The sequence below is a fragment of the Streptomyces sp. NPDC025806 genome (assembly GCF_055558275.1).
In genome coordinates this window covers 1-14,791 of record NZ_JBVHMU010000003.1, presented here as the reverse complement: position 1 = coordinate 14,791, position 14,791 = coordinate 1, and the positions used below count along the sequence as shown (strand labels likewise).

6 protein-coding genes, 1 tRNA gene and 1 rRNA gene are annotated in these 14,791 nt (G+C 69.6%); 1 reads left to right on the top strand and 7 read right to left on the bottom strand.

Annotation, left to right across the window (positions count from 1 at the left end; all coding sequences use genetic code 11):
• Positions 1–42 precede the first annotated feature (42 nt).
• The 4 genes from ACZ4E1_RS07210 to ACZ4E1_RS07195 form a co-directional block, all read right to left on the bottom strand.
• Complete coding sequence (locus ACZ4E1_RS07210) at positions 43–891, bottom strand: helix-turn-helix domain-containing protein (protein ID WP_467536700.1); 849 nt, start codon at positions 889–891, stop codon at positions 43–45.
• 218 nt (positions 892–1,109) lie between these two features.
• Entirely contained in the window at positions 1,110–3,857 is a 2,748-nt protein-coding gene (locus ACZ4E1_RS07205; RefSeq protein WP_467536697.1) for a DNA translocase FtsK, read from the bottom strand.
• A gap of 160 nt (positions 3,858–4,017) precedes the next feature.
• Entirely contained in the window at positions 4,018–4,698 is a 681-nt protein-coding gene (locus ACZ4E1_RS07200) for a response regulator (RefSeq protein WP_467536695.1), read from the bottom strand.
• A gap of 274 nt (positions 4,699–4,972) precedes the next feature.
• Positions 4,973–10,480 carry a HAMP domain-containing protein gene (locus tag ACZ4E1_RS07195; protein WP_467536692.1) on the bottom strand — a complete coding sequence of 1,836 codons (5,508 nt, stop codon included), beginning with the start codon at positions 10,478–10,480 and terminating at the stop codon, positions 4,973–4,975.
• Positions 10,481–10,848: 368 nt separating this feature from the next.
• Between ACZ4E1_RS07195 and ACZ4E1_RS07190 the strand changes: the two genes are divergently transcribed.
• On the top strand, positions 10,849–13,470 hold the full coding sequence (locus tag ACZ4E1_RS07190) for a SpoIIE family protein phosphatase (RefSeq protein WP_467536690.1): 2,622 nt from the start codon (positions 10,849–10,851) through the stop codon (positions 13,468–13,470).
• A gap of 95 nt (positions 13,471–13,565) precedes the next feature.
• Here ACZ4E1_RS07190 and ACZ4E1_RS07185 read toward each other — a convergent pair.
• The 3 genes from ACZ4E1_RS07185 to rrf form a co-directional block, all read right to left on the bottom strand.
• Positions 13,566–13,638 (bottom strand) — tRNA-Thr (locus ACZ4E1_RS07185).
• A 95-nt stretch (positions 13,639–13,733) separates the two neighbouring features.
• Positions 13,734–14,396 (bottom strand): DegT/DnrJ/EryC1/StrS family aminotransferase, encoded by a 663-nt coding sequence (locus ACZ4E1_RS07180; RefSeq protein WP_467537572.1) that lies wholly within the window; start codon positions 14,394–14,396, stop codon positions 13,734–13,736.
• A 117-nt stretch (positions 14,397–14,513) separates the two neighbouring features.
• Positions 14,514–14,630, bottom strand: a 5S ribosomal RNA gene (rrf, locus tag ACZ4E1_RS07175).
• Between the last annotated feature and the right edge of the window lie 161 nt (positions 14,631–14,791).

The window sequence follows — 14,791 nt, the reverse complement described above, 5'->3', positions numbered from 1 at the left end:
GCCCTCGCCGGGAGGGTTGCCGGAAGATCATCGAGGCTTCGGTCAGCCCTGTTCGGGGTCGCCCTTGGTGTACGTGAGCCGCTCGACCTGGCCGGGCTGGAACTCGTCCTCGATCTGCTTGCCGTTCACGAAGAGCTGGATGGCTCCGGCGTCGCCGAGGACCAGGTCGACCTTCTGGTTGTCCTGGAAGGTCTTGGACTGGCCCTGCTCGAGGAGGCCGTCGAACATGATCCGGCCGTTGTGGTCCTTGGCCGAGATCCAGCTGCGGCCGTCGGCCGCGCTGATCTTGACGGTGACCTTGTCCGCCGGGGCGGCCGCGATCGCGCTGTCGGAGGGGTCGGGCTTGGGGTCGACGGGCTTCTTCGCCGTCGGGCTCGGCTTCGGGGCCTTGCTGGTCGCGGGCGTGGAGCCCTCGGCCGCCTGCTGGCTGTCACCACTGTCGTCCCCACCGTTGACCACCGTGTAGCCGACGAAGGCGATCACCGCGACGATCGCGGCGACCATGGCGGCCGTCCAGTTCGGCCGGCGCGGCTCGGAGCGGATGCGCTCGGTCTCGAAGAGGGGTGTGGCCGGGGTGGGCGCGACGTGCCCGCCGTGCTCGGCCCCGTACTGGGCGAGCAGGGGCTCGGGATCGACGCCGACGGCGCGGGCGAGCGTGCGGATGTGTCCGCGCGCGTACACGTCGCCGCCGCAGCGGGAGAAGTCGTCCTGCTCGATGGCGTGGACGATCGGGATGCGCACCCGGGTCGACTGGCTGACCTCGTCGACGGTCAGGCCGGCGTCGACGCGCGCCTGCTGGAGGACGCGTCCGATCGAGGGACGGGCATCGTCCACGGGCGGGGTGCGGTCTTCCGAAGGACGGTCGTCTTCAGGGGAGTTGCCGATGGACACGGGGGCGCCTTTCGAGCGTGTAGCCACCTGCTGGAGGTTCAGTCTAGGGGGGGTACGAAAGGGTGGGGCAACCGGGCGGTCGTACTTTGTACGCCATCGGTATGGCCCGGTGACCCGACGGCGGGACGGCGGGCCGCCCTCTCGCTCAACTTGACGCACCCGAAAGGGAAACGGTTGTCCCCGCCGCCCTTACGGGTGATATCGAAATCGCAACATCGTCAGGACTGAGCCTCCCCACGGATCACGGCGAGCACTCCGTCCAGCTCATCAGGCTTCACAAGAACGTCACGAGCCTTCGAACCCTCGCTCGGCCCGACGATGTTCCGCGACTCCATGAGGTCCATCAGACGGCCGGCCTTCGCGAAGCCCACGCGGAGCTTGCGCTGGAGCATGGAGGTCGAGCCGAACTGGGTCGAGACGACCAGCTCGGCCGCCGCGCACAGCAGCTCCAGGTCGTCGCCGATGTCCTCGTCGATCTCCTTCTTCTGCTTGGTGCCGACGGTGACGTCGTCCCGGAAGACGGGCGCCATCTGGTCCTTGCAGTGCTGCACGACGGCGTGGATCTCGTCCTCGGTGACGAAGGCGCCCTGCATACGGGTCGGCTTGTTCGCCCCCATGGGCAGGAAGAGGCCGTCGCCCTTGCCGATGAGCTTCTCGGCGCCCGGCTGGTCGAGGATGACGCGGCTGTCGGCGAGCGAGGACGTGGCGAAGGCGAGCCGGGACGGCACGTTCGCCTTGATCAGACCGGTGACGACGTCCACGGAGGGCCGCTGGGTGGCGAGCACCAGGTGGATGCCGGCCGCGCGCGCGAGCTGCGTGATGCGCACGATCGAGTCCTCGACGTCGCGCGGGGCGACCATCATGAGGTCGGCGAGCTCGTCGACGATCACCAGCAGGTACGGGTACGGCTTGAGCTCCCGCTCGCTGCCCTCGGGCGTCTTGAGCTTGCCGGTGCGGACGGCCTCGTTGAAGTCGTCGATGTGCCGGTAGCCGAACGCCGCCAGGTCGTCGTAGCGCAGGTCCATCTCGCGCACGACCCACTGGAGCGCCTCGGCGGCCCGCTTGGGGTTGGTGATGATCGGCGTGATCAGGTGCGGGATGCCCTCGTACGCGGTCAGCTCGACGCGCTTGGGGTCGACGAGGACCATCCGGACGTCCTCGGGGGTCGCCCGCATCATGATCGAGGTGATCAGACAGTTGATGCAGGACGACTTTCCGGAGCCGGTGGCACCGGCGACGAGGATGTGCGGCATCTTCGCCATGTTCGCCATCACGTAGCCGCCCTCGACGTCCTTGCCGAGCGCGACCAGCATCGGATGGTCGTCCTCGGCGGCGTCGGCGAGGCGCAGCACGTCCCCCACGTTGACCATCTCGCGGTCCGTGTTCGGGATCTCGATGCCGACCGCGGACTTGCCGGGGATGGGGCTGATGATCCGCACGTCCGGGGAGGCGACCGCGTACGCGATGTTCTTGGCCAGCGCGGTGATCTTCTCGACCTTCACGGCGGGGCCGAGCTCGACCTCGTAGCGCGTGACCGTCGGGCCGCGGGTGAAGCCGGTGACGGCGGCGTCGACCTTGAACTCGGTGAAGACGTTCGAGAGCGAGTCCACGACCAGGTCGTTGGCGGCGCTGCGCGACTTGCCGGGCCCGCCGCGCGTGAGCAGGTCGAGGGACGGCAGCCCGTACGTGATGTCGCCGGCGAGCTGGAGCTGCTCGGCGCGCGGCGGCAGGTCGCGGGGCGCGTCGGGCGCCGACTTGGTGAGGTCCGGCACGGCGAGCCGCGACGGCGTGTCCTCGGCCTTGGCGGGGGCCTGCTTGGCGCGCGCGCCCGGCACGGGGGCCGAGCGCTCGGTCGCGGACGTGTCCTCCTCGGCGCGCTCGGCTCCGACGCCCTGGGTGAGGTCGGCGACGAGCGGCGACGGCGGCATCCCGTGCAGGACGGCCCCGTCGAGCGCGGCGGCCGCGGCGGCGGCCACGTCCACGGCGTCCATGGGGCGGTCCATGGCGGGCTGCACGGAGCCGCGGCGGGGGCGGCGCCGCTTGGAGAGGGCGTCCTCCTCTATGCGGTCCGGGTCGAACGCGTCGGGGGTCAGTGCGACGGCGCGGCGGCGCGGGCGCGCGGGCGTGGCCTCGCGCCACTCGTCGTCGTACTCCTCGTCGTCCTGCTCGTCGAAGGGCGTGTCGTCGTGCACGATGCCGAGCTTCACGCCGAGCAGGCGCAGGCGCTGCGGGATCGCGTTGACCGGGGTCGCGGTGACGACGAGGAGGCCGAAGACGGTGAGGAGGACGAGCAGCGGGACGGCGAGCACCTCGGTGACGGTGAAGCTCAGCGGCGTCGCGACGGCCCAGCCGATCAGCCCGCCCGCGTCCCTTATGGCCTGCATGCCGTCGCTGCGCGCGGGTGCGCCGCAGGCGATGTGGACCTGGCCGAGGACGCCGATGACGAGCGCGGACAGGCCGATGACGATGCGCCCGTTGGCCTCGGGCTTCTCGGGGTGCCGGATCAGGCGGACGGCGATGATGCCGAGCAGGATCGGCACGAGCAGGTCGAGCCGGCCGAAGGCGCCGGTCACCAGCATCTCGACGAGGTCGCCGACGGGGCCCCGCAGATTGGACCAGGTACCGGCGGCGCAGATCAGCGCGACGCCGAGCAGCAGCAGCGCGAGACCGTCCTTGCGGTGCGCCGGGTCGAGCCCCTTGGCGCCACGCCCTATGCCGCGGAACATCGCCCCCACGCTGTGCGCGACGCCGAGCCACAGGGCCCGTACGACCTTGTAGAGACCGCCCGTCGGATTGGGCGCCGGCTTGGGCGCGGTCTTCTTCGCCGCGGCCTTCTTGGCGGGTGCCTTCTTGGCCGGCGCCTTCTTGGCGGGGGCTCTTTTCGCAGGGGCCTTCTTCGCCGGAGCCTTGGTCGGCGCGGCCGCCTTCTTCGCGGGCGTCTTCTTGGCTGCGGGACGTGAGGCCATAGGTGTGAGGTTACCGGGGAGGGCGACCCGGGACACGTGTGCCCACCGCTTCACCCGTTCGTGTCGCGGTCTGAGGCGCGGTGTGCTGACGCGGCCTCAAGGGCCGGTCAGCGCCTCGGTTCTGCACCGCGGATCCGCCCGGGCCCCTTGAGCCTTCCGCTCAGTTCGGCGACGGGAGCGTGGGCGCGCCGGTGCCGGTGCCGGGCTCCAGCGCGTCGAGCGCTCTGCGCAGTCCGGTCAGCTTGCGCTCCAGATGCGCGGCGGTGGCCACCGCCGCCGCGTCCGCCGAGTCGTCGTCGAGCTGCTTGGAGAGCGCCTCGGCCTGCTCCTCGACGGCGGCGAGCCGCGCCGACAGCTCGGCGAGCAGGCCCGCGGGCTCCTTGGTGTCGCCGACGGCCTTGCCGCCGCCCTCCAGCTGGAGGCGCAGCAGGGCGGCCTGCTCCCGCAGTTGGCAGTTCTTCATGTACAGCTCGACGAAGACCGAGACCTTGGCGCGCAGCACCCACGGGTCGAACGGCTTCGAGATGTAGTCCACCGCGCCGGCCGCGTAGCCCCGGAAGGTGTGGTGCGGGCCGTGGTTGATCGCGGTGAGGAAGATGATCGGGATGTCGCGTGTCCGCTCGCGGCGCTTGATGTGCGCGGCGGTTTCGAATCCGTCCATTCCCGGCATCTGGACGTCCAGCAGAATGACCGCGAAGTCGTCCGTGAGCAGCGCTTTGAGCGCTTCCTCCCCGGACGATGCCCGCACCAGCGTCTGATCGAGCGCGGAGAGAATGGCCTCCAGCGCCAACAGATTCTCCGGCCGGTCATCGACCAGGAGGATCTTGGCCTTCTGCACCATGGCCCGCCCTCCTCGCCCCGGCATGGGGCCGCCCCTGTCCGCAGGACTCGGGGTGGCTCCTGCCGCCGCCCCGGGGAACGACTCCCTTGCGCCGCCCGTCCTTGTGCCGGTCATGGTAGCCGCACCCCGCCTGTCGCCACACCCTGTCACCGCGATGTCACTGTGCACGTAGCAGAAACGTAGCGGGAGACCTGAAGGTTCCCCGATTCCCGCAGTTCTACACGAGTTCGACCACACTCAGTCAGCAAGTACACGTGAAGGTTCCGGATTCCGGTCACTCACCGCGCATCCACTGCTCCATCACCGCGAGCAGATGATCAGGATCGACCGGCTTCGTCACATAGTCGGAAGCCCCGGACTCGATCGCCTTCTCCCGGTCGCCCTTCATCGCCTTCGCGGTGAGGGCGATGATCGGCAGCCCCGCGAACTGCGGCATCCGCCGGATCGCCGTCGTCGTCGCGTACCCGTCCATCTCCGGCATCATGATGTCCATCAGCACGACCGTCACGTCGTCGTGCTGCTCCAGGACCTCGATGCCCTCACGGCCGTTCTCCGCGTACAGGACCGACAGGCCGTGCTGCTCCAGGACGCTGGTCAGGGCGAACACGTTGCGGATGTCGTCGTCGACGATGAGGACCTTCTCGCCGCCGAACTGGAAGGCGCGCCGCGGCTTCGGCGCGTTCTCCTCCGCCCCGGCGTCCCAGCGCTCGCGGCCCTGCGACCCGGCGTCGTTCGCCCGCGCCCCGAGGTCCGTGCCCTGCTCGGGCGCCGGCGCGTGCCGGCGCCGCCGCCTGAAGAGCGCGGCCGCACCGCTCTGCGTCTCCTGGTACGACTTCACCTCCGCCGGGGTCTCCGCCTCGGTGGACTCGGGCGCGGGCTCGAGGGCCAGCGGGCGCCCCGGCTCCACGGACGGCGCCAGCTGCGCGTACCCCTGGGGCGGCAGCTCGGCGGGGTGCAGCGGCAGGTACAGCGTGAACGTGGAGCCGCGTCCGGGCTCGCTCGCCGCGTGGATCTCGCCGCCCAGCAGCCGTGCGATCTCCCGGCTGATGGACAGGCCGAGCCCGGTGCCGCCGTACTTGCGGCTCGTCGTGCCGTCGGCCTGTTTGAACGCCTCGAAGATGACGCGCATCTTGCTGCCGGCGATGCCGATGCCGGTGTCGGTCACCGAGAAGGCGATCAGATCGGCGTCCGCGTCCTGCAACGAGCCCGCTTCCAGGAGCTGTTCACGGATCGCGTGGGGCACGTCGCTGCCGGCGGGCCGGATGACCAGCTCCACCGCTCCGGAGTCGGTGAACTTCACCGCGTTGGAGAGGAGGTTGCGCAGCACCTGGAGGAGGCGCTGTTCGTCGGTGTGCAAGGTGGTGGGCAGTTCCGGCGAGACCCTTACGGAGAAGTCGAGTTGCTTCTCCGCGGTCAGCGGGCGGAACGTCGCCTCCACGTAGTCGACGAGCTGCACCAGGGCGATGCGCGTCGGCGACACGTCCATCTTGCCCGCCTCGACCTTCGACAGGTCCAGGATGTCGTTGATCAGCTGCAGCAGGTCCGAGCCCGCCCCGTGGATCGTCTCGGCGAACTCGACCTGCTTGGGCGTCAGGTTCGCGTCCGCGTTGTCCGCGAGCAGCTTCGCCAGGATGAGCAGCGAGTTGAGCGGCGTCCGCAGTTCGTGCGACATGTTGGCGAGGAACTCGCTCTTGTAGCGCATCGACACGGCGAGCTGCTCGGCACGCTCCTCCAGGACCTGGCGCGCCTCCTCGATCTCGGTGTTCTTCACCTCGATGTCGCGGTTCTGCCGGGCGAGCAGCTCGGCCTTCTCCTCCAGCTCGGCGTTGGACGCCTGGAGGGCCTTCTGCCGGTTCTCCAGCTCGGCCGAGCGCTCGCGCAGCTGCTCGGTCAGCTCCTGGGACTGCTTCAGCAGGACCTCGGTCTTGGAGTTCACCGAGATCGTGTTGACGCTCGTCGCGATCATCTCGGCGATCTGGTTCAGGAAGTCCTTCTGGATCTGCGTGAACGGCGTGAACGACGCCAGCTCGATCACGCCGAGCACCGTGCCTTCGAAGAGCACGGGGATCACGACGACCTGGGCCGGCGGCGCCTCCCCGAGCCCGGAGGCGATCTTCAGGTAGCCACTGGGCGCGTTGTCCACGAGGATCGTGCGCCGCTCCTGGGCGGCCGTCCCGATGAGCGTCTCGCCGGGCCGGAACGAGGTCGGCATGGACCCCATCGAGTAGCCGTAGCTGCCCAGCATGCGCAGCTCGTACGCGTCCTCGTCGGTGGTCGCCGGGTCGGCGGCCTCGTCGAGGGGCAGCGCCATGAAGAACGCGCCGTGCTGCGCGGACACCACGGGCGTCAGCTCGCTCATGATCAGCGAGGCCACGTCGTCGAGGTCGCGGCGGCCCTGGAGCAGACCCGAGATGCGCGCCAGGTTGCCCTTGAGCCAGTCCTGCTCCTCGTTGGCGATCGTGGTGTCGCGCAGGTTCGAGATCATCTTGTTGATGTTGTCCTGGAGGACCTGGATCTCGCCCGCCGCGTCGACGTCGATCTTGAGGTTGAGGTCGCCGCGGGTCACCGCGGTGGCGACGGCCGCGATGGCGCGCACCTGACGGGTCAGGTTCCCGGCCATCTCGTTCACGGACTCGGTGAGGTCGCGCCAGGTGCCGTCCACGTCACGCACGCGTGCCTGGCCGCCCAGCTGCCCCTCGGTGCCCACCTCGCGGGCCACGCGCGTGACCTCCTCGGCGAACGACGACAGCTGGTCGACCATCGTGTTGATCGTCGTCTTCAGCTCGAGGATCTCGCCGCGCGCGTCGATGTCGATCTTCTTGGTCAGGTCGCCCTTGGCGATGGCCGTCGTGACCATCGCGATGTTGCGCACCTGGCCGGTGAGGTTCGACGCCATGCCGTTCACGGACTCGGTGAGGTCCTTCCACGTACCGGACACGCCGGGTACGCGGGCCTGGCCGCCGAGGATGCCGTCCGTGCCCACCTCGCGGGCCACCTTGGTGACCTGGTCGGCGAACGAACTCAGCGTCTTCACCATGGTGTTGAACGTGTCGGCGAGCTGCGCGACCTCGCCGCGCGCCTCGATGGTCACCGTCCGGGTCAGGTCGCCGTTGGCGACGGCCGCGGCCACCTGGGAGATGTTGCGCACCTGCATGGTCAGGTTGTTGGCCATCAGGTTGACGTTGTCGCTCAGGTCCTTCCAGATGCCCGTGACGCCGGGGACGCGCGCCTGGCCGCCCAGCTGGCCCTCGGTGCCCACCTCACGGGCCACGCGGGTCACCTGCTCGGCGAACGACGACAGCTGGTCGACCATCGTGTTGACCGTGGTGACGAGTTCGAGGATCTCGCCCTTGGCGTCGACGGTGATCTTCTTGGAGAGGTCACCGCGCGCTACAGCTGTAGTGACCTCGGCGATGTTGCGCACCTGAAGGGTCAGGTTGTTGGCCATGCCGTTCACGGACTGCGTCAGGTCCTTCCACGTACCCGACACACCCTGCACCTCGGCCTGCCCGCCGAGGATGCCGTCCGTACCCACCTCACGGGACACCCGCGTCACCTGCTCGGCGAACGCGGAGAGCTGGTCCACCATCGTGTTGAGGGTGTTCTTCAGCTCCAGGATCTCGCCGCGCGCGTCCACGTCGATCTTCTGCGACAGGTCACCACGGGCGACCGCGGTGGCGACCTGCGCGATGTTGCGCACCTGGGCCGTGAGGTTGCCCGCCATGCCGTTCACGGAGTCGGTCAGATCGCGCCACACACCGGCCACACCGGGCACCTGCGCCTGTCCGCCCAGCCGGCCTTCCGTACCCACCTCACGGGCCACGCGGGTCACCTGGTCCGCGAAGGCGGACAGCTGGTCGACCATCGTGTTGATGGTGTTCTTCAGCTCCAGGATCTCGCCGCGCGCGTCCACGTCGATCTTCTGGGAGAGGTCACCGCGCGCTACAGCCGTAGTGACCTGAGCGATCTGCCGCACCTGTGAAGTCAGGTTCCCGGCCATGAAGTTGACGGAGTCGGTGAGCTCCTTCCAGGTGCCGCTCACGCCGTCCACACGGGCCTGGCCGCCGAGGCGGCCCTCCGTACCCACGTCGCGCGCCATACGGGTCACCTGGTCGGCGAAGCTCGACAGCTGGTCCACCATCGTGTTCACGGTGTTCTTCAGCTGGAGCATCTCGCCGGACACGTCGACGGTGACCTTCTGGGAGAGGTCGCCGTTCGCCACCGCCGTCGTCACCTGGGCGATGTTCCGCACCTGTCCGGTGAGGTTGCGGAAAGCCGTGTTCACAGAGTCGGTGAGGTCTTTCCAGGTACCGGCGGCGCCCACGACGAGCGCCTGGCCGCCGAGCTCACCCTCGACACCGATCTCCCGTGCCACGCGCGTGACTTCGGCACCGAAGGCCGACAGCTGGTCCACCATCGTGTTGACGGTGTTCTTCAGCTCGAGCATCTCGCCCGCGACGTCGACGGTCACCTTCTGGGAGAGGTCACCGTTCGCCACCGCTGTCGTGACAGTGGCGATGTCACGCACCTGGGTCGTCAGGTTCCTGAAAACCGTGTTGACCGAGTCGGTGAGGTCCTTCCACGTACCGGCCGCGCCCGGCACGTTGGCCTGGCCGCCGAGCTGGCCCTCGGCACCCACCTCGTTGGCGACGCGCGTGACCTCGTCCGCGAAGGTGCGCAGCGTCTCGGTCATCTGGTTGATCGTCTCGGCGAGCTGGGCCACCTCGCCCCGCGCCGACACCGTGACCTTCCGGGACAGGTCACCGTTGGCGACCGCCGTGGTGACCTCGGCGATACCGCGCACCTGGGCCGTCAGGTTGCCGGCCATCAGGTTCACCGAATCGGTGAGGTCCTTCCACACGCCGGCCACACCGGGCACCTGCGCCTGCCCGCCGAGCTCGCCCTCGGTGCCCACCTCGCGGGCGACGCGGGTCACCTCGGAGGAGAACGAGGACAGCTGGTCCACCATCGTGTTGACGGTGTTCTTCAGCTCGAGCATCTCGCCCGCGACGTCGACGGTGACCTTCCGGGACAGATCACCCTTGGCCACGGCCGTCGTCACGAGAGCAATGTCACGCACCTGAGCGGTGAGCCGGTACGCCATGTTGTTGACGGAATCCGTGAGATCCTTCCACGAACCGGACATTCCGCGCACCCGGGCCTGACCGCCGAGCTTGCCCTCGGTTCCCACCTCGCTGGCCACGCGCGTGACCTCGTCGGTGAAGGTGGAGAGCTGGTCGACCAGGTTGTTGACCGTCCGGCCGACCTTGAGGAACTCGCCGCGCAGCGGATGCCCGGTGCCGTCCCCCGGCCCCTGGGCCCGCAGCTCCATCCTCGGCGACAGGTCACCCTCCGCGACCGCGGAGAGCACCCTGCTGACCTCGGAGACGGGCCGTACGAGGTCGTCGACCAGGGCGTTCGACGCGCTGACCGCGGCGGCCCAGGAGCCCTCACAGGCACCTTCCTCCAGCCGCTCGGTGAGCTTGCCCTCACGCCCGACCATGCGCCGCACGCGTGACAGCTCGCCCGTCAGGTGCAGGTTCCGGTCGGCCACCTCGTTGAAAACGGCCGCGATCTCCGACATCACGCCGTCGCCGCTGACCGTCAGCCGCTTGCGGAAGTTGCCGTCCCGCATCGCGACCAGACCGGCCAGAAGCCGGTTCAGCGAGGCCGTGTCGACCGTCGTCGTGCCACTGCCGCCGCGCGATTTGCGCTGTTTCGTCAGGGACTGTCCGCCTTCCGCGCGCGCTTTCTTGCCCCGCGTCGCTGCGCCAGACTCCACTGTGTCCCTCCCGCAGGGGTCGACCTGTACTGCTCGGGTTGCTCGGTTTCGCTTCTACCGCCGCACCCGCGTTTCGATGCGTACCGACAGGAAGCTTGCCCAGTGTTTCACCATGGCTGAACCAGGCCATAACAGTTCGGCAGCTTCGCACACCCTCCGCACACCCGCCCGGCGGAAACACTGGCGACCGGCATCCGCACGGACGGCGAAGGTAAGTAACCTGGGCAGCGGCTGTCCACCCACCCCGGTCCGCCCGGCCTGGTCGGTGGCGGAAAACGAGCGGGCATCGGAGGGGCGGCCGAGACATGGGTACGGGAGACCTGGGCCTCGACATTCGTACAGCGAGTACTACTCGTACAGGGAGTTCTGTGATCACCGCGCGCGCGGCCGCCACCTTCGAACCCGTCGGGCGCTCCGTCGCGACCGCCCGCTCCTTCGTGCGCGACACCCTCCAGGGGTGGGGCTACAGCGACATCATCGACGACGCCGTGGTCCTGACCAGCGAGCTCGTGACCAATGCCGTCGTCCACGCGGGCACATCCGCGGAGGTCCTGTGTCTGCGCAGTGAGGACCACGTCCGCATCCAGGTCTCCGACCGCTATCCGGAGCGGGAGATCCCGCTCCAGTCCGCGGCCATCAACATGGGCAGCCCCGACCGCGAGGGCGGTCGCGGCCTCCAGCTCTGCGCCGCGCTCGCCGGCCGCTGGGGCGTCGACTACTCGGCCACCCACAAGGTGGTCTGGTTCCAACTCGACCTGCCCGAGCGGTCGGTGGGCACCCGCACCGCAGGCCCCGCACTCCCCTCGGCGCTGCTCCCTCTCGCCGACGAGCGCGTCCGCGTCGCCGTGGTCCAGATCGACAAGACGGGCGCCATCACCGCCTGGAACGAGGACGCCGAGCACCTGTTCGGCTACGCGGCCGAGCAGGTCGTCGGCAAGCCGCTCACCGACCTCGCGGCCTGGCCGCACACCCCCGGCACGAGTACCGGCATCGCCGACGCGCTCCAACTGTCGCGCTGGGAAGGCAGCTACGGCATCCGCGGCGCCGACGGCCGCGTCGCTCCCGTGTACGCGTCACACCTGCGCGTGCGCGACACCGACGGCGATCCCTCCACGGTCTGCCTCCTGGTGCGCGACCACGAGCGGGCCGTCCTGCAGACCCCGTTGCGCGTGCCCGCCCCCGACTCCTCCTCGCACGGCGACGGCCAGGGCTCGGACCCCTTCGAGGTCTTCATCGGCTCACCGGCCCCCGACGACCTCGACGGCCTCCTCCAGCGCACCGTGGAGCGCGCCCGCGACATGCTCGACGGCGACTCCGCCTTCCTGCTCCTCGCGACGGACGACGAGACCGAGTTGGAGGTCCGCGCCTCCACCGGACTGCCCTCGGCCCGTCAGCGCTTCGCGCGCGTGCCCGTCGAGGTCGGCCCCGGCCGCTACGGGTCGGCCCGCATGCCCGCCGTCCACGAGGACCTCACCCAGGTCCCGGGCGCGGTCCCGCTCCTGAACGGCACGGGGATGCGTTCGGTCGTCACGGTCCCCCTCAAGGTCGAGGGCCGCCTCACCGGCTCCCTGGGCGTCGCGGCGGAGGCCCCGGACCGCTACTCCAACGAAGAGGCGCTGCGGCTCCAGTTCGCCGCGGACCGCATCGCGCTGGCCGTCGAGTCCGCCCGCCTGGGCGAGCTCGAGAAGCTGCGCCGCGGCTCGCTGAGCTTCCTCGTGGAGGCGTCCGACCTCCTCGCCGGCACGCTCGACCGCGACCAGACCCTCGCCCTCATGGCGCAGATGACGGTCCCGACCCTGGCCACCTGGTGCGCCGTCTACACGATCGCCGACCAGTCCTCGGAGCCGTACCTCTCCTATGTGCTGCACGAGGACGAGGAACGCATCGATGGCCTGAAAGCCCTGCTTTCCAAGATCGCGCCGCCTGAGCCGGTTCCGACGCCGGGCGCCCGCGTCTGGTCGGCGCCGGCCGAGGCCGCCCACCAGGCGGCACTGCGCACCTCCATGCGCAGCCTCGGTCGCGGCGAACCGGCCAGCGTCAGCTCGGGCATCGGCACGACCCTGCAGACGGCCTCGGCCGTCGGCGGCGAGACCGTGGTCCTCCCCCTCGTCGCGCGCAACCGCGTCATCGGCATGCTCACGCTCGGCAAGCCGACGGACGAGCACTTCCGCCAGGAGATCCTGGAGCTCGCCGAGGACCTGAGCCGCCGCGCCGCCCTGGCCCTCGACAACGCCCGCCTCTATTCGGAGCGCATGGCGATCAGCCAGTCCCTGCAGCGCAGCCTCCTCCCGCCGGAGCTCCCGGAGGTCCCAGGCGTCGAGGTCGAGGTCATCTACCGCGCGGCCGGCGAGGGCAACGAGGTCGGCGGTGACTTCTACGACCTCTTCCCGATCCGCGACGGCGCGTACGGCTTCGCCATCGGCGACGTCTGCGGCACGGGCCCGGAGGCCGCCGCGGTCACCGGCCTGGCCCGTCACGCCCTGCGCCTCCTGGCCCGCGAGGGCTTCGGCGGCCCCGCCGTCCTGGAGCGCCTGAACGCGGCGATCCTCGACGAGGGCGCCCGCAGCCGCTTCCTCACGCTCCTCTACGGGGAGTTGTGGCCGCAGGAGGACGGCTCGGCCGTCCTGAAGATGGTCTGCGCCGGACACCCCCTGCCGCTGCGCCTGCGCCAGGACGGCACGGTCGTCCCGTTCGCCGAGCCCCAGCCGCTTCTGGGCGTCATGGACGACCTGGAGCTGTACGAGCAGACGATGACCCTGGACCCGGGCGACGTCCTCCTGTGTGTCACGGACGGCATCACAGAGCGCCGTGAGGGCACGCGCATGCTGGGCGACGACGGTCTGGCCGAAGTCCTGTCCACCTGCACGGGCCTGACGGCGGGTGCGGTGGCAGCACGCATCATGCGCGCGGTGGAGCGGTTCGCCGCGGACGCCCCGTCGGACGACATGGCCATCCTGACGATGCGCGTCGCCGGCCTGCACCACGACTGAGGCCCCGGTCGCACCCGCTCCGGCGGGTGCGACCTTCCGGCCCTGGCCCAACGAAAAAGGCCCCCGCCCGATCAGGGCGGAGGCCTCAATTACCGAGCCCCCAAGCGGAATCGAACCGCTGACCTTCTCCTTACCATGGAGACGCTCTACCGACTGAGCTATAGGGGCCTGTCGCTTTCGCGGTTTCCCGCGCGCCAACAAGAAAAAGCATACCTGAAGTTCAGGGCTCTTCGAACCACCCTCCGGCGGCCGTTCTCCCGCTTTCAGAACGCCGGCTGGAGCAACCCGCCGAGCGCATTGCAGTTCGCGACCAGCCGCTGCAACTGGCGCCGGGACATACGCCCGTCGACCGGCAGCGCCAGTGTCTCGTCAGCGGCCCGCTCCGTCTCCGGCAGCGCGACATCACGTCGGAAGGCCGGCATGCGGTGCACCGGCGTCTTCACGGGCACACTGCACTCGATCCCCTTGCCCCGCAGCACCCGCGCGAAGGCGTCCCGGTCCGGCCGCCCGTTCCCGGGTACGCGCACGACGTACTGCTGATAGGTGTGCCCGTCGTGCCCCTGAGGCGTCCGTACGCCGCTGAGCCGCCCGCTCAAGTACGCGGCGTGGGCCCGACGTTGCACGACCTGGTCGTACGGCTTCTCGGCCTCACCGTGCTCGAGAACCAGCAGTCCGTGCTTCGCTCCGAGGTCCCTGAGCCGGGCGACATCGGCCCGGCGCCCGAACCGGTGCACGGGGACGACGGCGGCCGTCCGCTCGTTCACGCAGGCGGCGACGTGTGCGGGGTCGATGCAGTACGTGTCCGGATCGATGTCGGCGAAGACGGGGGCGGCCCCGGTCCGCGCGACGGCCTCGGCGATCTCAGAGTTGCCGTAGGCGGGGACGATGACCTCGTCGCCGGTACCGATGCCGGCGGCCTGCAGCATTGCGACTGTGCCCATGACCCGGATGGTCGTCGTCCAACGTGAACGAACGGTGACACACAACAAAAAAGCCTCTGGCCCCGAGCAGAATGCTCAGGGCCAGAGGCTTTATCAAAAGGAGTTCGGCGGCGTCCTACTCTCCCACAGGGTCCCCCCTGCAGTACCATCGGCGCTGTGAGGCTTAGCTTCCGGGTTCGGAATGTAACCGGGCGTTTCCCTCACGCTATGACCACCGAAACACTATGAAACTGTCAACCGGAGTCGTGGCCTATGACTACGACGGTTGTTCGTGGTTTCAGAACCAACACAGTGGACGCGAGCAACTGAGGACAAGCCCTCGGCCTATTAGTACCAGTCACCTCCACACCTTGCGGTGCTTCCAGATCTGGCCTATCAAC